We start from the raw sequence: 19,703 nt of genomic DNA on the forward strand, positions 1-19,703 counted from the left end.
GCAGCTCGTTGATCTCCCCCGAAATCGACGGCGCCAACGCGCCATAGTCGTAATCCAGATCGGGCAGCACATACCGGGCCATGGGCCCTCCTTCTGTCTCGGCGCAGGTTTCGCCCGCGGCCTACCCGGGCGGGCGGCTTCCGAAACCGAGCCTGGTACCTCGACCAAGATCGAGGTCAAGCTGCTGTGACCGGGCTCATGCGCGGTACTGCTCCAGGTCACGCGCCAGTTCGTCGAACACCGCCACGTTGTGCTCGAAGGCGACCACCGACTCGTCGATCACCCGGGCGCGTTCGTCCTCGCTCCACGGCGCTTCGTCGAGCTTTGCGCGGTACCGGTCGCGGAACGCGGGCGCGCTGCCGATCCCGTCGAAGTGGTAGAAGAGCGTGCCCGCCTCAGCGAGGTCGAAGTTCTTTTCCAGCAGCCGCCGGATGATCTGGCCGCCCGCGATGTCGCCGAGGTAGCGCGTGTAGTGGTGCGCCACGAAGCCACCGGACCAGCGCGCAGCCTCGGCGATCCGCTCGGCGTACGCTTTCGTGGCGGACAGCGGTTCGATCTCGTTACGCCATCCGGGGCCTACCAGCCGCTCCAGATCGCGCTCCAGCGACGGCAGCCGTCGCAGCTCCTCGAACACGAACTCGCGGCCCACCGGATCGGCCATCGCGTCCCCGGCGCGTTCGATCGCCTGGTAGATGAAGTAGTACTGGACCGCGAGCGCGGTGTACCCGGCCAGCGACAGTTCGCCGCCGAGCAGCGCGTTCATGTAGGTGGAGTGGTTGGCCTTCTCGTGCACCACTTTCGTGGAGGCCCGCAGCTGCCCGGAAAACGGGCGGGCTTGCAGGTCCGTGGTCACCGTCATAGCGGGCCTCCCGCGATCGATCTGACAAGCTGTCAGAAAGAAGCGTAGGCCACAATCCGGACTTAGGCTACCCTAAAATCAGCGAACTTCACCCGGTCCGAGTGCCCGCCGTACGAACCGCACGGCCCCCTCGACGGCGTCTTCCAGCAGTTCGGGAGACACATCGATCACCTGGCGGCTGCCGAGCGCCGCGGTGATCATGGGGACCACCACGTCCAGATTCTGGGCAGGCCAGCTGCCCGCGTCGACCCCGGCGAGCAGTACCGCGCGCAGTTGCTCGGTGATCGGGTCGGCGTGTGCGCTGATCCGCCGGTACGCCGCGGGAGCCAGTGCCGACTCCAGCGCGGTACCCGGCGGCAGATGGTGTTCGGCCAGCACTCGCAGCTGCAGCCGGACGAACGTGGTCAGCTGGGCGACCGGGTCCGGTTCGGCATCGATGGCCTCGCGCAGCCGTTCGACGTACTGCGCCGCCTCGTCCTCGACGAACGCGACGAGCAGGCTTTCCTTGTCCGGGAAGTGGTTGTACATCGCGGTGCGGCCGAGCCCGGCCTCCGCGGCGACCCCGGCGAGCGTGATCGCGTCGAACCCGCGCTCGTACAGCTGCGCGCGCACCACTTCGAACACCCGCGCGCGCACTTCGCGGCGGTGTGCTTCGAGCGAGCCACCCAGCACCTTCGGCATGGGATCACTTTAGGGGAGCGTCAGTCGGTGAGCGACCAAGTGTGCACCGGCTCGCCCGCCGACGACAGCTCCAGGTACCGGCGCAGCATCCAGGTGAGCGCGGTCTCGCGGTCGGCGCCGCGTTCCTCCGCGCGCAGGACGTAATCCCGCTGCCAGGTCGCACCGCTGCGCCGCGCGAGGCACCGGCGTTCGATGATGCCGAGGTAACGCACGCGGGCCTCGTCGGAGACGTCCGAACGCCGCAGGCCCTCGTGCGCCAGCGGCAGCAGCACGCGCAGCGCGAGCTCGTCCGGCGGGATCCAGCCGATGCCCGGCCAGTACAGCTGCGCGTCGAAACCCTTGCGGGCGCCTGCGTACAGGTTTTCCTCCGCGGCCTGGAACGACATCTGCGACCACACCGGCCGGTCTTCCTCCGCCAAAGCGCGCTGGGCGCCGTAGAAGAACAACGCGTTGGCCACGATGTCGGCGACCGTCGGACCGGCGGGCAGCACGCGGTTTTCCACGCGCAGGTGCGGCATCCCGTCGACGACGTCGTACACCGGCCGGTTCCACCGCCAGATCGTGCCGTTGTGCATGCGCAGCTCGGCCAGCTTGGGAGCCTGCCCCGATTCCAGGGTTTCGAGCGGGTCCTCGAGATCGGTTTCCGGCAGCAGCCCGGGGAAGTAGCGGACGTTTTCCTCGAACAGGTCGAAGATCGACGTGATCCACCGCTCGCCGAACCACACGCGCGGCCGTACGCCCTGGTTCTTGAGCTCCTCCGGACGGGTGTCGGTGGCCTGCTGGAACAACGGGATCCGGGTTTCGTGCCACAACGCCTTGCCCAGCAGGAACGGCGAATTCGCGGCGAGCGCGGTCTGCACGCCGGCCAGGCACTGCGCGGCATTCCAGTGCGCGGCGAATTCCTCCGGCGCCACTTGCAAATGCAGCTGGACCGACGTGCAGGCAGCTTCCGGGAGAATGGATTCCGCGTAGCTGCGCAGCCGTTCCGGTTGCGCGCCGGGCAGCGCGGCGCCGTCCATCGCGAGCGCGATCCGCTCCCCCCGCGCGGCGAAGATCTCGTCATTCAGTGACGAGTAACGCGTCTTGTGGGAAAGCCACTTCTGGTCGAAGTGTTCTTGCCGCAGCGTAGGGAGAATGCCGATCATGGCGAGCGTCGACCCGATGCCGGTGGCGCTCGACTCGGCTCTCGCGAGGTACGCGTGCAGGTCGCCTTCCAGCTGCAGCGCGGAATCCCCGGCCAGCGGCCGCGGCGGAACGTTGAGCTCCAGGTTGTGCTGGCCGAGTTCGGTGGTGAACGACGGATCGTCGAGCGCCTCCAGTACGGCGGAGTTGTTCATCGACGGGCGCATCTGCCCGTCCACGAGGTTCAGCTCCACCTCGAGTCCGATGTTCTTGCGGGGAAAGGAAAAACTCCCGTCGGTGAGCATCCGGGCCAGGGTGTCGAGGCACCGCTGGACCTTTCGGCGGTACCGACCGCGGTCGAGCCGGCCGGGATGTGCCGAGAGATCCGTACCCATGTTCGACGCGCTCCTAGGCTGCTGTCCGCGGTGTCCCGGGGCGAGGACTGCCAGGCCGACCACCGTCGCACAGCGCGGCAGGCCGGGGCTAGCGGCCAAACTGGTGCTCTCCGTCACGGCAAGTTGACCCTGCGCGAAAATGCGCCGTTCGTACCAAGGGCGGCCCCTCGTTCGGACCAGCGGAGCAGGGTTCGGCCGGGTGCGAGACTGTCCGATGTGGCTGAACTGATCTTCACCGAGGACCGCGCGCATCCGGGCCTCGACGACTTCCGCGACCTGTCCACAGCGGACCGCCGCCCGGACCGGCCGGGCGGGCGCGGGCTCGTGATCGCCGAAGGAACCGTGGTGGTGGCGCGGCTGCTCGCGTCGCGGTATCCCGTGCGCGCGTTGCTGGGAGTCGAGCGACGGCTGCGGGAACTGAAGGACGAACTCGACGGCGTCGACGCGCCGGCGTATGTGACGTCGGCGGAGACGATGGCCGACGTCGTGGGTTTCCACCTCAACCGTGGGGTGCTCGCGGTCGCGGATCGGCCGGTGCCGCCGACGATTTCCCAGATCATGGACGGTACCCAGGCAGTGGCCGTGCTCGAAGGCGTCGGCGATCACGAGAACCTCGGTGCGCTGTTCCGCAATGCCTCGGCGCTCGGCGTCGGCGGGGTGCTGCTCGGACCGGGCTGTTCGGATCCGCTGTACCGGCGCAGTGTGCGCGTTTCGATGGGACACGTGCTGCGCGTGCCGTTCGCGACCTTCGACAGCTGGCCCGGCGGCCTGGATGTGCTGCGGGCCAGGGGTTTCACCGTGGCCGCGCTCACGCCGCGCGCGGATTCGGTGCCGCTGCGCGGATTGCGGGACAAGGTGCCGGGGCCGATTGCGCTGCTGCTCGGCGCGGAGGGCCCTGGCCTCACCGACGAGGCGATCGCGGCCGCGGACGTCGCCGTGCGGATCGAGATGGTGCCGGGGGTCGATTCGCTGAACGTGGCGACCGCGGCGGCTATTGCGTTCCACGAGATCTCCGCGGAGGCCGCCGCACTAGAGTGACAGCCGGCACGTTTCCGGCGCGGAAGGACACCATGGAGCTGCGGATCCGGGGTGAGCAGGCGGTGCTCGCCGGTCCGGGCGGTGAGCACGCGCGGGAGGTCGACCCGCGGCGGCTCGCGATCGGCGCCGACCTTGCCCAGGCGCTGCACGAGTGGGCGCGCGTCGCGTCGGCGATCGCCAAGTCCGGGCCGGAGACCGAGATCGCGGGCACTGTCGTGTCGCAGCGCGGCCGGCAGCTCGCGACGCGGCTGGCTGCGGTGATGGGGACCCAGGTGCGGTACGTCGACCCGGTGACGGGCGCCGGGATAGTGGTCGATCCACCGCAGCGGCCTGCGCGGGTACGGGCGGTCCGGGAACCGACGCCATGGGCCACCGGGCTCACCGTGTCGGTGTTCGCGGCGGTGCTGGTGATCGTGGCGATGCTCGCGCTGGCCGGCACGCTGGCGCGCGAGACGAGCGGGTGGCTGGCCTTGGTCGCGTCGGTGGTCGTGACCGGCGGGGTCGCGCCGTCGTTGTGGCTGGGCAGGCGGGTGCTGATCCTTCGCTGGGCGGTGTACGGCGCGGCGGCCGGTCTGGTGCTCGCGTGGGTCGGCGTGCTGGCGACGGTGTTCTGACTCGCCGATACTGGCCCGATGGCTCCGCTCGACGAATTACGCGCGCTTTGTCTCGCCCTGCCCGAAGCCACCGAACGGCTCAGCCACGGGGAACCGACGTGGTTCATCCGTGGCCGCAAGACGTTCGTGATGTTCGCCGACCGGCACCACGACGACAAGGTCGCCTTCTGGTGCCCGGCCCCGCCCGGTGCGCAGGAGGAACTGGTGCGCACCGAGCCGGAACGGTTCTTCCGCCCGCCGTACGTCGGACATCGCGGCTGGCTCGGCGTCCGCCTCGACGTGGACGTCGACTGGACCGAAATCACGCAGATCGTGCGCGAGGCGTACCGGCAGGTGGCGCCGAAATCCCTGGCCGCGCTGCTGGACGGCTGACGTATGCCTCCTGCCGACATCGGCCCCAATGTGGCATTGGGTGCATGTGACGCACCCAATGTGGCGTTGGGTGCGTGGGATGCAGCGAATGTGGCATTGGGTGCGTGGGATGCTGCGAATGTGGCATTGGGTGCATCTGACGCACCCAATGCCACATTGGGGCGGTTCGGGCAGGGTTAGCCGCGCTGGGTGCGGACCCCGAGCAGCACGTCCTCCCAGGACGGCACGATCGGATGGTTCTTCTTCGGCTTCGCGGGCGGCTCCACGGAATCCACGGAATCCTCGGGCTCGTCCGGGACGCGCGGGATCTCGCGGGTGTCGTCGTCCTCCGGCTCGGCCGGGGCTTCGATGGCGCGCTGTTCCTCGACCGCGTCGAGCGTCGGCTGTACCACGGATTCGCGCGCCGGCTCCAGCGCGCGGACGGTGCGCGGCGGCTGGTACGAGTTCGGGTTGAGCAGGACCTCGGCGTGCTCGTCGAGCGCGTGCACGGTGCCGCCGTGCGCGCCGGGGGAGAACGACCAGTGCGCCCGATTGTCGGAGCGGCCCGCCTTCCACCGCAGCACCACGACCCACTTGCCGTCGTCGCCGCGCCAGGCGTCCCACTGCGCCTGGCTGTGGTCGTGGCCGCGGACGCCGAAGGCGTACGCGATGACCTCGCCGAGCGTCTGCACGTCGGGCCCGTCCTCGCGGACTGGGTGCGCGGACTGCGCGAGCTCGGCCGTGCGGGACCGCTCCAGCAGCACCGGATAAGCGAAGCGCTCCACCCGCTGCACCGAAACGCCCGCGCTGCTCGCGACCTGCTCGACGGACTCGCCCGCACGGATTCGCGCCTGGATCTCGCGTGGCCGCATCTGGCTCTCCAACTCGATCTCGATCTGGCCCAGCCGGGCGATGTCCCCCCTCGCCGCCGCACGCAGTCTCTCGTCGGCCGGGAGCAGGAAGCGGGTACGGCTCGCCGGGTCCTCCAGCACGAGGGACTTCCCGTCCTCGTGCAACCCGACCACCCGCAACGCCCGCATTTTTCGCCTCCCCGGTGTTCACCTTTGTGGGTGCCTACGTTAGAACGGCGCGTCGGCTTGACGTGCGAGGCGCGCCGACGCCCAACCCAACCGACAGCACTTTCCGATCATCCTTGCGGCCCGGTGCGAGGCGGCCGGGGTGACACGCCGACCACGGTGCGTCACGAACGAGTGGTCTGAACGCAGACCGCCCCGCGTACCGGCGGCACGCGGGGCGGTTGATGCGGTGGGGCGGGAAACCGGGTCAGCCCAGGCGTTCCACGACGTACTCGATGCTCTGGGTGAGCTTGGTGACGTCGTCCGGGTCGATGGCCGGAAACAGGCCGACGCGCAGCTGGTTGCGGCCCAGCTTGCGGTACGGCTCGGTGTCGACGATCCCGTTGGCCCGCAGCACCTTCGCGACCGCGGCGGCGTCGACCTCATCGGAAAAGTCCACGGTGCCGACGACCTGCGACCGCAGCTCCGGATTCGCCACGAACGGCGTGGTGTACGACGTCTTTTCGGCCCATTCGTACAGCCGGGTCGAGGATTCCTTGGTACGCGCGGTGGTCCAGGCCAGGCCGCCCTCGCCGTTCATCCACTCGATCTGCTCGGCGAGCAGGAAGAGCGTGGAGACCGCGGGGGTGTTGTACGTCTGGTCCTTGCGCGAGTTGTCGAGCGCGGTGGTGAGCGAGAGGAACTCGGGGATCCAGCGGTCGCCGCCGCCGATCTCGCCGATCCGCTCGACCGCGGCGGGCGACGCGAGCGCGATCCAGAGCCCGCCGTCGGAGGCGAACGACTTCTGCGGCGCGAAGTAGTAGACGTCGAAGTCCGCGGCGTTGACCGGCAGACCCCCGGCACCGGAGGTGGCGTCGATCGCGACGAGCGCGCCGTCACTGTCCGCCGGACGCTGCACCGGCACCGCGACCCCGGTGGACGTTTCGTTGTGTGCCCAGCCGACCAGGTCGGCACCCTGCTGGAAGGCGATTTCCGGGGCGCTGCCCGGGTCGGCCTTCACCACGATCGACTCGCCGAGGAACGGCGCCTTGTTCGTGACGGTGGCGAACTTCGACGAGAACTCGCCGTAGGTGAAGTGCTGCGCGCGCTCGCGCACGAGGCCGAAGGCCGCGGCGTCCCAGAACGCGGTGGTACCACCGTTGCCGAGGATGACCTCGTACCCGTCGGGCAGGGAGAACAGCTCGGACAGACCGGCGCGCACCCGGCCGACGAGCGATTTGACCGGCTTCTGCCGGTGCGAGGTGCCGAGGTAGGTGGAGCCGGACCGGGCGAGGGCGGCGAGCTGCTCTTCGCGGACCTTCGAGGGTCCGCAGCCGAAGCGGCCGTCGGCCGGCTTGAGGTCTGCGGGGATGGTCAACTCAGCGTCGGTCATGGGGTCAGTCTCTCAGGTCGGGACAGCGCAGGTGACGGCGGCGGGTGGGTGCCCGACATGTGGAACGGTGCCGGATTCGCGCGGCTACCGGCCGCGATCGGGACGGTTCGCACAGTTCGCCGTGCGGGCGCTGGTGCACCCCGGGGGACCCGTCGCTGGGGGTCGGCCTGCCGATTGGGGGCGTCGGGCGGGTCGGGGTGGAGATCAGGCTGGGTCGGGGCGGAGATCGGGCTGGGTTGTGGTGGAGATCGGGGTTCGCGGGCGGGTCGGGGTGGAGATCGGACTGGGTTGCGGTGGAGATCGGGCTGGGCAGGGAGCGTCGTTGCGTGGCCTGCACCGGCGAGTTCGGCTGGCGGTGCCGTCGCCGCGGGTGGCGTTCGGGCAGCCTGGTCAGGAAGGTGTCCTGACCAGCGACCGAACCTGCCCTCAGCGCCAGCCGCCTTCGTCCACCCCGCCCGGAATCGGCGCAGCCGGGTCGTACGGGGTGCGGGTGAAGATGAACGTCGCGAGGTCGAGGTGGTTGGCCTTCCCCGTGGCGTCGCGGCCGATGGTGAGGGTTTCGCCCGCGTAGTAGCCGTCCAGGCCGAGCCACGTGTCCGGGCCTTCCGGGCGGAACCGCGACGCCCGCCCGGCGCCCGCGACCGGGTTCAGGGCGAGCAGGCCGTCGCTCTGGACGCGCAGCAGGTACGGCGTCGGGCCCCAGTGCCACAGGCCGGTGAGCGCGACCAGTTCCGGGTCCACAGTGGACGGTTGCCACTCGGCGGGCAGCGCGGGCTCCAGGTCGTCCGCGGTGGTGAGCAGGTCGAGGCACAGCTGCGTGATGCCGACCCCCGCGGTGGAGTTCGCGAGGCACACCGCGCCGGTGCCGGTCGCCGGGTCGATCAGGCATGCGGCGAGGAACCCGGGCATCGAGCCGGTGTGCCCGGCCAGCTGCCTGCCCTGGTAGCGCACGAGCATGAGGCCGAGGCCGAAACCGGAGGTCCAGACCTCGGTGTCGTCGACGGTGTTCATCGTCCGCATTTCGGCCACGGTGTCGCCGGACAGCACATCCCCGGTGAAGCCGCCGACGAACGACGCCCAGCGGCCGAGGTCGGTGATCGTGGACCACAGCTGGCCTGCCGGGGCCATCGCGCCGGTGTCCGGCCACCGTTCGGGTAGCAGAACGTCAGCGAACGGGTGTACGGCGAATCCCGCCGCGTGCGCGCCCTCCGGATGCGGAGTCGTGCGATTCATGCCCAGTGGGACAAGGATTTCGTCGCGTACGACGTCGAACCACGGGCGGCCGCGGTGCCGTGCGACGAGTTCGCCGAGCACCCCGAAACCGACGTTCGAGTAGTGGAACCGCGATCCCGGACGCAGTTTCGTCGCGCCCTTCTCCAGGCTCGCGACCAGCGTCGCCCAGTCCGCGCCCGGCGTACGTTCCCACCATTCACCGGGTGACTCCGACGTGAGCCCCGACGTGTGCGACAGCAGCTGAGCCACCGTCGCCGACCCGAACGACGTGCCCGGCAGATGCCGTTCGATCGGGTCGGTGAGGTCGAGTTTGCCCTCGTCCCGCAGCCGCAGGACGGCGGTCGCGATCATCGTCTTGGTGATCGACCCCAGCCGGTACTGCGTGTCGCCGTCCGGCCGCTGGTCGCCCACGCGCCCGCGGGCGCCGGACCACGCGAGCTCGCCGTCCCGCACCACGGCGGCGACCAGGGACGGAGCGCGGGACGCCGCCTGCTCGTGCGCAAGGCGTCGGTACAGGGCGAGTTCGGTGGAGTCGAGCATGGCGCCATTCTGCACTGGCGGCTCAACCCAGCAGTTGCCGGTCCAGCGCCGTCGTCACCGCGGCCGTCCGGTCGGAAACGCCGAGTTTCGAGAACACTCTCAGCAGATGAGTTTTCACCGTCGCCTCGCCGATGTGCAGCTCGCGGCCGATGTCGGCGTTGGTGTGTCCCTTCGCGACGAGCCGCAGCACTTCGACCTCCCGCGCGGACAGCGGCGACACCGGTTCCGGGTTCCGCATCCGGTGCACGAGCTTGCCCGCAACTGACGGTGCCAGCACGGTTTCGCCGCGTGCTGCCGCGCGGATCGCCCCGGCCAGTTCGACCCGCGACGCGTCCTTCAGCAGGTACCCCGCCGCCCCCGCCTCCACCGCGCGCAGGATGTCCGTGTCGGTTTCGTACGTGGTGAGCACGACAATGCGCCGGGCCGGTGTCTCGCGCAGGATTTCGCGGATCGCGCCGACGCCGTCGAGACCGGGCATCCGCAGGTCCATCAGTACGACGTCGGGCTGCTTCACGCGGTCGAGCGCCACCGCTTCGCCGCCGGAACCCGCCTCGCCGACCACCGTGAGGTCGGCCTCTGCTTCGAGCATGCCGCGCAGCCCTTCGCGCACCACGGGGTGGTCGTCGACGAGCATGATCGTGATCACGCGGGTACCTCCAGTTCCAGTTCGGTGCCGCCGTTCGCGCCCGTCCGCACCTCCAGCGTGCCGCCTACTTGCCCGGCGCGCGAACGCATCCCGCGCAATCCGAATCCGTCGGCCCCCGGCACAAATCCGCACCCGTTGTCCGCTACCCGTAACCGGATCGCTCCGTCCACAGCGGACAGCTGGAGCTCTACCGCGGTCGCCCCCGAGTGCTTGCGGACGTTCGCCAGCGCCTCCTGCGCCGCTCGCAGCAACACCACCTCGACCGCGGTCGGCACCGGCGGGAGGGCATCGTCCACTTCGCACTTGATAGGTACGCCGGTCTCTTCGGCGAGCCGATTTGCCTGCCGCCGCACTGCCTCCGGTAGCGAGCCAGTGGCCAAATCGGACGGTGCGAGCGCGGCGACCATCGCGCGTGCCTCGGCCAGGTTCTCGCGCGCGGTGCGGGCGGCGAGCGCCAAATGCTTGCGTACCACCACCGGATCGGTGTCCAGTTCGGACTCGATCGCCTGGGTCAGCGCGACGATGCTGGTGAAGCCCTGCGCGAGCGTGTCGTGGATTTCCCTGGCCAGCCGCTCGCGTTCGGCCGCGGTACCGGCGTCCCGGGACAGCCGCGCGACCTCCGCCTGGCTCGCCTCGAGCTTGCGGATCAGGTCGGCACGGGCGCTGCTTTGGTCCAGTATGTCGCTGATGAACTTCCCGGCGAGCACGCCGAAGACGAGCAGGATACCGGTCATCGGCAGCAGGACCGGGAGCATCGGGTTGCCCCAGCCGCCGTCGAGCACGGCCGCGGTGGGCTCGAGCAGGATCAGCAGCGTGGCCCAGCCGACCGCGAGCCGCAGGGTCAGCATCATGAACAGCAGTGGGGTGGAGAAGAACAGCACGAAGCTCGACGTGGTGTCGGCGAGGATGGCGGTGGCGGTGCACAGCACCACCGTGGCCGTCGCCGCGACGCGGGCCGGGCGGCCGCCTTCCCCGAGCACGACGCGGCGGCCGGTCACGAGGTACGCCAGCGCCATGGTCCCCATCGCGACCTCGGCCACCACTTTGTCCGTCACCGGGGAGTCGGTGAAGGCCACCATGATCGCGGTCGCCACGTAGGCGACCGCGAACAGGACCTCCCAAGCCCAGTACGACTGCTGAGACGCGTCGCGCTGGGTCACCGAGCTTCGTTCGTCCACCGGAACGTCACCCTCGCGAGCACCAGGCCCACCACGCACCACACCGCCAGCACCAGCGCCACCATCGGAAGCTCCCATGTCCCCGCCATCTCCTGCGTCGCGGCCTCCGGCGGCAGGAACACCGAGCGGAAACCTTGGCAGATCCATTTCAGCGGGAAGAACGACGCGATGTCGACCATGACCCGCGGCAGGTTCCGGATCGGCGTCACGAACACCCCGGAAATGAACTGCAGCACCAGGTACACCATCTGCACCACGGCCACCGTGCCGTTCGTGGTGCGGGTGAGCGAGGTGATCGCGATGCCGAGCAGGGTCGACGACACGATCCCGAGCACCAGCACCCAGAGCAGGGTCAGCCACTTCGCCGGGTCGGCAGGCAGGTCGAGGTCGAACAGCAGCATCGCGACCGCGGCCATCAGCACGGTCTGCGCCACGCTGGTCACCGCGACCATGATCATCTTGCCGATGAAGTACGCCGCCGCGGGCATCGGCGTGCCGCGAAGCCGTTTGAGCGCACCGACTTCCCGGTCGTTGGCGATCCCGATGCCGACGCTGTTGAACGACGTCGACACGATCCCCGCGCCGATCATCCCGGCCGCGAGCAGCTGCCCGGACGACACCCCGGCCTGCGCGGTCGGGCCGTTCAGGATGGAACCGAGCAGGATCATCAGCACCGCGGGCAGCGAGAACGTGAACACCACCTGCTCGCGGTTGCGGAAGAACTGCCGCAGCTCCACGGCGCCGCGGGCGAGGCCGAGGCTGAGGGTGCCCGGCAGGGCCAAGGTCGTGGTCACGATTGTTCCCCGATCAGGTCGAGATAGACGTCTTCCAGGCTCGGCCGCGTCACGGTCAGCCCGGCGAGTTCGCCGCCGGAACCGGCCAGCTGCGTGACGAGCTTGGTCGGGAATGCGGTTCGTTCCTCGTGGCTGCCGCGTTCGTCGTGCCATCGCACGACGGCCTCCGCGCGTTCGCGGCCACCGAGCGTGGCCGGCGTGCCCTCCGCGACGATTTCGCCGCGCGCGAGCACTGCCAGCCGGTCGGCCAACGCCTCGACTTCATCGAGGTAATGCGTGGTCAGGAGGATCGTGGTGCCCTCGTGGGCGAGGCCGTCGATGAGGGTCCAGAACTGCCGGCGGGCCTCCGGGTCGAATCCGGTGGTCGGCTCGTCGAGGAAGAGCAGCTCGGGCCTGCCGATGATGCCGAGCGCGACGTCCACGCGCCGGCGTTGCCCACCGGACAACGACTTCACTCGCGCGCCCGCCTTGGTGGTGAGGCCGACCTGGTCGATCACCTCCTCCGCGTCGCGCGGGTTCGGGTAGTACTTCGCGAAGTGCCGCACGGTTTCCACCACGGTCAGCTCCGCCGCGTCGGTGGCCGTCTGCAGCACGACGCCGATGCGGGCGCGCCACGCGCGTCCCGCGGTACCCGGGTCCTCGCCGAGGACGGTGGCTTCCCCCGCCGTCCGCTGCCGGTGTCCCTCCAGGATCTCGACGGTGGTCGTCTTGCCCGCGCCATTGGGGCCGAGCAGGGCGAACACCTCGCCGTCGAGGATGTCGAGATCGATCCCGGCGACGGCTACGTGCCCCGGGTACTCCTTGCGCAGTCCGCGCACTCGCACTGCTGTGCTCATGGGTTCAGCGTGCGCCGGGCACCGGGGTCCGCGTGACGTCCAGGCAGTGGAATCCGGCTGTCCACCGAACGGTGGACAAGCTGGTTCCCCGTGAAACCACGACTGTTGACAGATTGTCTAACATGACAAGATGTCTCACAAGCAGGTGACGGCCAGCGACGGAGTCCGCCTCTCGGTCCGCGTGCGCGGGCTGCCGGACGGGCCAACGGTCGTGCTCGTGCACGGCTATCCGGACAACAGCTCGATGTGGGACGGCGTAGCCGAGGAGCTGGGTCGGCGATACCGCGTGGTCGTCTACGACGTGCGGGGCGCGGGCGAATCCGACAAGCCGCGCGCCCGGCGGGCGTACCTGCTCGACCAGCTGGCCGACGACCTCGCCACGGTGATCGACGACGTGCAGCCCAGCGGCAAGGTCCATCTCGTGGCGCACGACTGGGGGTCGATCCAGACGTGGCATGCGGTGACCGGCGACCGGCTGCGCGGGCGGATCGCGTCGTACACCTCGCTTTCCGGCCCGAGCCTCGACCACGCCGGTGCCTGGTTCCGCGAGCAGCTGACCCGGCCGACGCCACGGCGGCTGAGGCACGCGCTGCGGCAGCTGCTGCACTCGTACTACATCGTCGCGTTCCAGGTACCGCTGATCCCGGAACTGTTGTGGCGCACCGGAATCATGCGCACGTTGATCCGTAGGCTGGAACCGGCCGAGGCCTCGCCGGACACGCTCGACGGCGTGCACGGGCTCAAGCTCTACCGCGCCAACATGGGTCCGCGGATGGCCCGGCCGCGCCCGCGCCCCGCGGAAATCCCGGTACAGGTCTTGGCTCCGACCGGCGATGCGTACGTCACCACTCCGCTGCAGACCGAGATCGCGCGCTGGGTACCGGATCTGCGGGTCCGCCGGCTGGTCGGGTCGCATTGGATCACGCGCAGCAAGCCGTCGGTGGTCGCTGCGGCGGCGGCCGAACTGATCGAATACGTCGAAACCGGGGAGGAAACACGCGGCTTGCGGCGAGCCCGTGGTGGTACCGGACGGTTTGCGCACCAGCTCGTGGTGGTGACCGGCGCAGGCAGCGGAATCGGGCGGGAAACCGCGCTGGCGTTCGCCGCGGAAGGCGCCGACGTCGTCGTTTCCGACATCAACCCGGAATCGGTGGTGGAAACGGCAAAACTGCTGCGGGAACGCGGCGTGACGGCCGGTGAGTACACAGTGGACTCTTCGGACGGCTCCGCGGTCGCACAGTTCGCTTCGCAGGTGCGGGCCGATTTCGGCGTGCCGGACATCGTGGTGAACAACGCCGGAATCGGAATGTCCGGCTCATTCCTGGACACGACGGTCGAGGATTGGGAAAAGGTCGTCGACGTCAACCTGTGGGGCGTGATCCACGGCTGCCGCGCGTTTGTGCCGATGATGACGGAACGGGCGGAGGGCGGGCAGATCGTAAACCTTGCGTCTGCTGCCGCGTACCTGCCGTCGAAAATCCTCACCGCTTATGGCACTACAAAGGCGGCGGTACTCGCGCTGAGCAACGGACTTCGCGCAGAACTGGCGTCCGACGGAATCGGCGTGACGGCGGTCTGCCCAGGCTTGGTGAACACCAACATCACCAACACGACCAAGTTCGTCGGCGTCGACGCTGCAGAAGAAAAGCGACGGCAGAAACAATCGTCGAAACTCTACGCCCGGCGCAATTTCGGCCCGGAACGCGTGGCACGCGACATCCTGCGGGCAGTGGAGAAGAACGTCGCGATCCAACCGTCCACTCCGGAGGCGAAGGTCGCACTGGTCCTTTCGCGACTGACCCCCGGTTTGCTTCGCGCAGCAGCCAAACTGGACGTCACACCGTGAGCCGCCCGCGCCGGATGACCGCAGAAGCCCGGCGTGCAGACTTGATCGCGGCAGCGCTGGACCTGTTCGGCAGCCGCGCACCGGAATTGGTGACGGTAGACGACATCATCGCGCGCGCCGAGGTATCACGGCCATTGTTCTACCGATACTTCTCCAGCCTGCGTGAACTGCAAATGCAGGCATTGCGCACGGTCACGGATGGCTTGGTAGCCCGACTGGCGACGCTGGAAGAAGGCCCACCGGAAGAACGACTACGCGCGGCGGTACGAGGCTTGATAGACGTAGCCGGGCATTACCGGGCAGGCTATATCGCATTGCTGCGCACCGGTTCGGTAATCGCAACGTCAGAAACCGATGCCGCCATCGATGAAGTACGCAATCGAGCTGTGGAACTGATTCTCGACGCATTGGCAATCACCGAGCCGTCACCACTGGTGCTGTTGACCATACGATGCTGGACTGCAGTAGTAGAAGGCGCACTACTGTCGTGGCTACAGGAAGGCACCGTAACCCGAGAATCCTTGGACAGCTGGCTAGTAGCCCAACTAACCGCCATGCTGACCGCCACGCGCACACACCCCCAGGACCAGGGCAGCCAGCCCCCGCCCTGCACCCCGATACGAAGCCAAAACACGGTTTGAGGGGGCTTGTCAAGGCACCTTTCCCGCCTTGACAAGCCCCCTCAAACCGTAGTCACAATCAGGCTTCGGGGTGCCCGGCCAGAGTCACGTCAGTGCTTGGTGACGTGCTCCCACCCCTCAACATCCTCCGGCTTCCGAGCCCCAGGCCCCACGTACTTCGCCGACGGACGAACCAACCGCCCAGTCTTCTTCTGCTCCAGAATATGCGCCGCCCACCCGGCAGTCCGAGCGGAAGAGAACATCGCAGGCATCATGTGCGGCGGAACCTGCGCAAAGTCGAGAATCACCGCAGCCCAGAACTCGACGTTCGTCTCAATGGGATGATCCGGCCGCCGCTCCCGCAACTCAGCCAGCGCAGCCTGCTCGAGCGCCGCAGCGACCTCATACCGCTCCGCCCCGAGCTCCCTGCAGGTACGCCGCAGCACCCGAGCCCGCGGGTCCTCCGCGCGGTACACGCGGTGCCCGAAGCCCATCAACCGCTCCTTGCGGTCGAGAATGCCCTTGACCAGGCCCCGTGCGTCGCCGGTCCGCTCGACCTCCTCGATCATCGGCAGCACCCGCGCCGGAGCGCCGCCGTGCAGCGGCCCGGACATCGCGCCGATCGCGCCGGACAGGGCCGCCGCGACGTCCGCCCCGGTGGAGGCGATGACGCGCGCGGTGAAGGTGGAGGCGTTCAGGCCGTGCTCGGCGGCGGAAACCCAGTACGCGTCGACCGCCCGGACGTGCGCCGGGTCCGGTTCGCCGCGCCAGCGGATCATGAACCGCTCGGTGATCGACTGTGCCTCGTCGACCCGGGACTGCGGCACGGCGGGCTGGCCGATCCCGCGGGCGGACTGGGCGACGTAGGACAGCGCCATCACCGAAGCGCGGGCGAGCTGGTCACGGGCGTCCTGGTCGCTGATGTCGAGCAGCGGCCGGTAGCCCCAGATCGGTGCCACCATGGCTAGGGCGGCCTGTACGTCGACGCGCACGTCCCCGGTGTGCACCGGGAGCGGGAACGGCTCGGCGGGCGGGAGCCCGTGCCCGAACCGGCCGTCGACCAGTAGTCCCCATACGTCGCCGAAGGTCACCTTGCCGGCAAGGTCCTCGATGTCGACGCCGCGGTAGCGCAGTGCCCCGCCGTCCCGGTCGGGTTCGGCGATTTCGGTACGAAACGCGACGACGCCTTCGAGGCCCGGTCGGAACCCGTCGTCGGCCTGGTCGGTCTTGCTGATCGTGGAGGTAGTCACTCTTCGCGAACCCTTTCGATGCGCATTCCCCGGCTGTGTTTCTTCGCGCGCGGCGGGAACACGCGGCTCCTGCGCGCCTCATCGCACGGTGGGTCAAACCATGCTCCTCGACGGGGGTCCGGGGCAACGGAAGATGTCGTGGTTTCGGTCACGATTACGAGAACGATTCAGCCCAGGTGAGCGCAGGACGCGAAGTTCTTCGTCGCGGGCGGTGACCGAGTCGGTGGGACGGGGTGCCGTTGACCGGGAATCGGGCGCATGAACACGAGGTGGCGACCCGCTGGCCGACCGGGGGTGGCAGGAGTCACCGTTCGGTGGGTTTCGCCCTGCGCGGCGAGCCAATAACGTCGGCGGAATAGCCGTGGGTCGACACCCTCACCAGGGGTAACGGAGGTTGGGCCGGATGACACCGGAGATCGACGAGGCAGTGGTCCGCCTGCCCGGCATGCGGGTGGCCTACGACGGGGCGCCGTTCGACGAGTCCGCGCTCGCGTCCACGTGGACCGAACAGTTGCAGAACTGGCTGAGCCACGCGGTGTCGGAGGGCCTCGCGGAACCCAACGCGATGGTGCTCGCCACCGCCGACGCCGAGGGCCGCCCGTCTTCGCGCACCGTGCTGTGCAAAGGCCTCGACGACCGCGGCGTCGTTTTCTATACGAACTACACGTCGGCGAAGAGCCACGACCTCACGGCCACGCGGTACGCGTCGGTCACCTTCCCGTGGTACTCGCTGCACCGGCAGGTCACGGTGCGTGGCGAAGTGGAGAAGGTAGCCGCGGACGAGACGGCCGCGTATTGGGCCCAGCGCCCGCGCGGTTCGCAGCTGGGCGCGTGGGCGTCGCCGCAGTCGCGAGTGGTCGACGGACGCCGCGCGCTGAACAACGCGCTGCGCAACATCGAGCGCCGCTTCGCCGACGTCGAGCACATCCCGGCCCCACCGCACTGGGGAGGCTGGCGAATCCGCCCGGACTACGTCGAGTTCTGGCAAGGCCGCGAGGACCGCATGCACGACCGCCTCCGCTACCACCGCACCCACGACGGCTGGCACGTGGAGCGCCTCGCTCCCTGACCTGCGACCGCTCTCTGCCCCGTCTCCCTCCCGGCCCGTCCGCTACCTGCCCGCCGCCCCCCGGATCGCCCCGGATCGCCCCGGATCGCCCCAATGTGGCATTGGGTGCATGTGACGCAGCGAATGCCACATTGGGTGCGTGGGATGCAGCGGATGCCACATTGGGTGCGTGGGATGCAGCGAATGTGGCATTGGGGTGGTGCGGAGCGGGTGGTGCGGGCTGAGCAGGGCTGGCAGGGCGGAGCGACGGGTGCGGTAAATCACCTGCGCTCCGGTCGTTAGCACGGCTAAGCTGATGGGTCGTGACTTCAGAACCGGGGATACGCCCGCCCCGTAACGGGGCTCGCAAGCTTCTCGGCCGGATTGTCGTCGATACGCGTCCGCTGAAGATTCCGGCGTTTCGGCGGTTGTGGATGTCCACCGCGGTGACCGCGGTCGGGTCGCAGCTGACCGCCGTTGCGGTGCCGAAGCAGATTTTCGATCTCACCGGGTCTTCCGGGTACGTCGGGCTCACCGGGGCCGTCGCGCTCGTGCCGCTTCTCGTGTTCGGGCTTTGGGGCGGGGCGATCGCCGACGCCGTCGACCGGCGGAAGTTGTTGCTGGTCACCAATATCGGGGTCGCGGTCACGTCGGCGCTGCTGTGGCTGCAGGCGTTCGCCGACTTCCACTCGGTGTGGTTCGTGCTCGTGCTGCTCGCCGCCAACCAGGCCTTCTTCGCGATCAACATGCCCACCCGCGGCGCGGTCGTCGCGCGGCTGGTGCCGCCTGCGTTGCTGCCGTCGGCCAACGCGCTCAGTACCACCATGGCCACCTTCGGCGCGGTGTTCGGGCCACTTTTCGGCGGCGCGCTGATTCCGGTCATCGGACTGTCCACTTTGTACCTCGTGGACGTCTGCGCGCTCGCGATCACGCTCATCGCCGTGTGGCGGCTGCCGTCCATCCCGCCGCTCGGGGAAGGGGCGCGCAGTGCCGGGCTCGGCTCCGTCATCGACGGATTCCGTTACCTGGCAACGCAAAAGGTCCTGCTCGCGTCGTTCGTCGTGGACATCATCGCGATGGTCGCCGGGATGCCGCGGGCGCTGATCCCGGAAATGGCCGAGCGGACGTTCGGCGACCCGCCGGGTGGCGGTCCCGCGCTCGGGCTCCTGTACGCCGCATTACCCGCGGGCGCGATGCTGATCGGGTTGTTCTCCGGCTGGCTGCATCGGGTGACCCGGCAAGGCGTCGCGGTGGTGGTGTCGATCATTTGCTGGGGCGCCGCGATGGCGGCGTTCGGGCTCGCGCATTCACTGTGGCTGGCCGTGGTCTTCATGGCGCTCGGCGGCGCATCGGACATGGTCAGCTCGGTGTACCGGCAGGCGATCCTGCAGACCGCGACCACCGACGAGATGCGCGGCCGGCTCCAGGGCGTGTTCACCGTGGTCGTCGCGGGTGGCCCGCGGGTTGCCGACCTCACGCACGGCTGGGCGGCCGCGGGCTGGGGCACGAGTGCCGCGGCGACCGGTGGTGGCGTGCTGGTGATCGTGCTGGTGCTGGCGTCGTTGCTGCTCCTGCCTGCCTTCTGGCGGTACCGGGCGCCGCTCGAAGAACACACCCATTGACATCGGCGTTACGCCGAACGGATTAGCATGTCCGATATGCGTGCATATCCGGTCGCCCTGCTGATCTCCGCCGCCGCCCTGCTCGCCGCCTGCTCGTCGGGGGACCAGCAGGCGTCCGCGCCGAAACCGCACACGAAGGCCCCGTCCTCCGCACCGGCCAAGAAGGCCCCGGAGACCTGTTCGCTGCTGCCGCCCGACCAGGTCGGCAAGGCGATCAGCAAGGCGGGCGTCACGTCGAAGCCCGGGCCGAAGGAGGAGAACGCGACCAACGGCGGCAAGGCCACGAGCTGCGAGTTCGTCGTCGAGGGCAAGACCGCCGGCGCGCTCGCGGTCACCCGCTACGAGGGCCGCCAGGCCAAGCCCGCGGACATGGTCGCCGCGATCAAGAAGGCCAAGCCGGGCGCGGTCGACGTGCCGGGCTTCCCCGACGGCGCGGTGTACTACGTCGACCAGCAGAAGAGCGCCACGCTCGCCGCGGCCAAGATCTCCGGCGGCGTTCCGGTGCTGGTCAACTACACCGGACCGGCCAAGATGACCCAGGAGATGATGGTCCCGCTGGTGCACACCGCGGTCACCGGGGCCTGATCACCCGATTTTCCACGCGCGTCCGGACAAGGCACA

At 69.2% G+C, this 19,703-nt stretch carries 19 protein-coding genes and 1 pseudogene; 8 read left to right on the plus strand and 12 right to left on the minus strand.

The window, feature by feature from the left end:
- From OO71_RS49705 to OO71_RS42350, 4 genes and pseudogenes are all read right to left on the minus strand, one after another.
- Nucleotides 1–82 (minus strand): annotated as a pseudogene (locus OO71_RS49705) (superoxide dismutase); the annotation flags it as partial.
- Nucleotides 83–196: 114 nt separating this feature from the next.
- Nucleotides 197–859, minus strand: a complete 663-nt coding sequence (locus tag OO71_RS42340; RefSeq protein ID WP_033295732.1) for a biliverdin-producing heme oxygenase — start codon at nucleotides 857–859, stop codon at nucleotides 197–199.
- Between the two features lie 78 nt (nucleotides 860–937).
- Nucleotides 938–1,540 carry a TetR/AcrR family transcriptional regulator gene (locus OO71_RS42345; protein WP_033295733.1) on the minus strand — a complete coding sequence of 201 codons (603 nt, stop codon included), beginning with the start codon at nucleotides 1,538–1,540 and terminating at the stop codon, nucleotides 938–940.
- Between the two features lie 20 nt (nucleotides 1,541–1,560).
- Entirely contained in the window at nucleotides 1,561–3,057 is a 1,497-nt protein-coding gene (locus tag OO71_RS42350; protein ID WP_033295734.1) for a glutamate-cysteine ligase family protein, read from the minus strand.
- Nucleotides 3,058–3,273: 216 nt separating this feature from the next.
- On the opposite strand from OO71_RS42350, the gene OO71_RS42355 reads away from it, so the two are divergent.
- Genes OO71_RS42355 through OO71_RS42365 form a run of 3 tightly spaced genes read left to right on the plus strand, consistent with a single transcriptional unit; the run spans nucleotide 3,274 to nucleotide 5,081 of the window.
- Nucleotides 3,274–4,095: a TrmH family RNA methyltransferase gene (locus OO71_RS42355; protein WP_033295735.1), complete on the plus strand. Its 822-nt coding sequence runs from the start codon at nucleotides 3,274–3,276 to the stop codon at nucleotides 4,093–4,095.
- A gap of 32 nt (nucleotides 4,096–4,127) precedes the next feature.
- Complete coding sequence (locus OO71_RS42360) at nucleotides 4,128–4,709, plus strand: DUF2537 domain-containing protein (protein ID WP_033295801.1); 582 nt, start codon at nucleotides 4,128–4,130, stop codon at nucleotides 4,707–4,709.
- A gap of 18 nt (nucleotides 4,710–4,727) precedes the next feature.
- Entirely contained in the window at nucleotides 4,728–5,081 is a 354-nt protein-coding gene (locus OO71_RS42365; RefSeq protein WP_033295736.1) for an MmcQ/YjbR family DNA-binding protein, read from the plus strand.
- Nucleotides 5,082–5,257: 176 nt separating this feature from the next.
- On the opposite strand, the gene sepH is transcribed toward OO71_RS42365, so the two are convergent.
- The 7 genes from sepH to OO71_RS52745 all read right to left on the minus strand — a co-directional run bounded on the left by sepH (nucleotide 5,258) and on the right by OO71_RS52745 (nucleotide 12,696).
- Nucleotides 5,258–6,100, minus strand: coding sequence for a septation protein SepH (gene sepH, locus OO71_RS42370; RefSeq protein WP_033295737.1), 843 nt, complete (start codon nucleotides 6,098–6,100; stop codon nucleotides 5,258–5,260).
- Nucleotides 6,101–6,344: 244 nt separating this feature from the next.
- Nucleotides 6,345–7,469: a phosphoserine transaminase gene (serC, locus tag OO71_RS42375; RefSeq protein WP_033295738.1), complete on the minus strand. Its 1,125-nt coding sequence runs from the start codon at nucleotides 7,467–7,469 to the stop codon at nucleotides 6,345–6,347.
- Nucleotides 7,470–7,895: 426 nt separating this feature from the next.
- Complete coding sequence (locus OO71_RS42380; RefSeq protein WP_033295739.1) at nucleotides 7,896–9,242, minus strand: serine hydrolase domain-containing protein; 1,347 nt, start codon at nucleotides 9,240–9,242, stop codon at nucleotides 7,896–7,898.
- 22 nt (nucleotides 9,243–9,264) lie between these two features.
- Nucleotides 9,265–9,888: a response regulator gene (locus tag OO71_RS42385; protein ID WP_033295740.1), complete on the minus strand. Its 624-nt coding sequence runs from the start codon at nucleotides 9,886–9,888 to the stop codon at nucleotides 9,265–9,267.
- Entirely contained in the window at nucleotides 9,885–11,066 is a 1,182-nt protein-coding gene (locus tag OO71_RS42390; protein ID WP_245633958.1) for a sensor histidine kinase, read from the minus strand. Before OO71_RS42390 ends, OO71_RS42385 begins: the two co-directional genes overlap by 4 nt.
- A complete protein-coding gene (locus tag OO71_RS42395; RefSeq protein WP_033295742.1) occupies nucleotides 11,045–11,860 on the minus strand; it encodes an ABC transporter permease in 816 nt (271 codons plus the stop codon). The genes OO71_RS42390 and OO71_RS42395 overlap by 22 nt, the downstream gene beginning before the upstream one ends.
- Nucleotides 11,857–12,696: an ABC transporter ATP-binding protein gene (locus OO71_RS52745; protein WP_156096832.1), complete on the minus strand. Its 840-nt coding sequence runs from the start codon at nucleotides 12,694–12,696 to the stop codon at nucleotides 11,857–11,859. The genes OO71_RS42395 and OO71_RS52745 overlap by 4 nt, the downstream gene beginning before the upstream one ends.
- A gap of 145 nt (nucleotides 12,697–12,841) precedes the next feature.
- Between OO71_RS52745 and OO71_RS42405 the strand changes: the two genes are divergently transcribed.
- Together OO71_RS42405 and OO71_RS49710 are read left to right on the plus strand one after the other, a co-directional pair.
- A complete protein-coding gene (locus OO71_RS42405; RefSeq protein WP_033295744.1) occupies nucleotides 12,842–14,542 on the plus strand; it encodes an SDR family oxidoreductase in 1,701 nt (566 codons plus the stop codon).
- Between the two features lie 14 nt (nucleotides 14,543–14,556).
- Nucleotides 14,557–15,183: a TetR/AcrR family transcriptional regulator gene (locus tag OO71_RS49710; RefSeq protein ID WP_211260830.1), complete on the plus strand. Its 627-nt coding sequence runs from the start codon at nucleotides 14,557–14,559 to the stop codon at nucleotides 15,181–15,183.
- Nucleotides 15,184–15,272: 89 nt separating this feature from the next.
- Here OO71_RS49710 and OO71_RS42410 read toward each other — a convergent pair whose 3' ends face one another.
- Nucleotides 15,273–16,412 (minus strand): citrate synthase 2, encoded by a 1,140-nt coding sequence (locus tag OO71_RS42410; protein WP_033295745.1) that lies wholly within the window; start codon nucleotides 16,410–16,412, stop codon nucleotides 15,273–15,275.
- A gap of 403 nt (nucleotides 16,413–16,815) precedes the next feature.
- Here OO71_RS42410 and pdxH point away from each other — a divergent pair, with 403 nt between their 5' ends.
- From pdxH to OO71_RS42425, 3 genes are all read left to right on the plus strand, one after another.
- Nucleotides 16,816–17,481: a pyridoxamine 5'-phosphate oxidase gene (gene pdxH / locus OO71_RS42415; protein ID WP_033295746.1), complete on the plus strand. Its 666-nt coding sequence runs from the start codon at nucleotides 16,816–16,818 to the stop codon at nucleotides 17,479–17,481.
- A 302-nt stretch (nucleotides 17,482–17,783) separates the two neighbouring features.
- The gene (locus OO71_RS42420; RefSeq protein WP_051793050.1) at nucleotides 17,784–19,082 is read left to right on the plus strand and encodes an MFS transporter; all 1,299 of its coding nucleotides are present in this window, start codon (nucleotides 17,784–17,786) and stop codon (nucleotides 19,080–19,082) included.
- Between the two features lie 36 nt (nucleotides 19,083–19,118).
- Complete coding sequence (locus tag OO71_RS42425; RefSeq protein WP_033295747.1) at nucleotides 19,119–19,667, plus strand: DUF3558 domain-containing protein; 549 nt, start codon at nucleotides 19,119–19,121, stop codon at nucleotides 19,665–19,667.
- The last annotated feature ends 36 nt before the right edge of the window (nucleotides 19,668–19,703 follow it).

It is taken from the genome of Amycolatopsis jejuensis (assembly GCF_000717335.1).
In the GTDB taxonomy this organism is placed as follows: domain Bacteria; phylum Actinomycetota; class Actinomycetes; order Mycobacteriales; family Pseudonocardiaceae; genus Amycolatopsis; species Amycolatopsis jejuensis.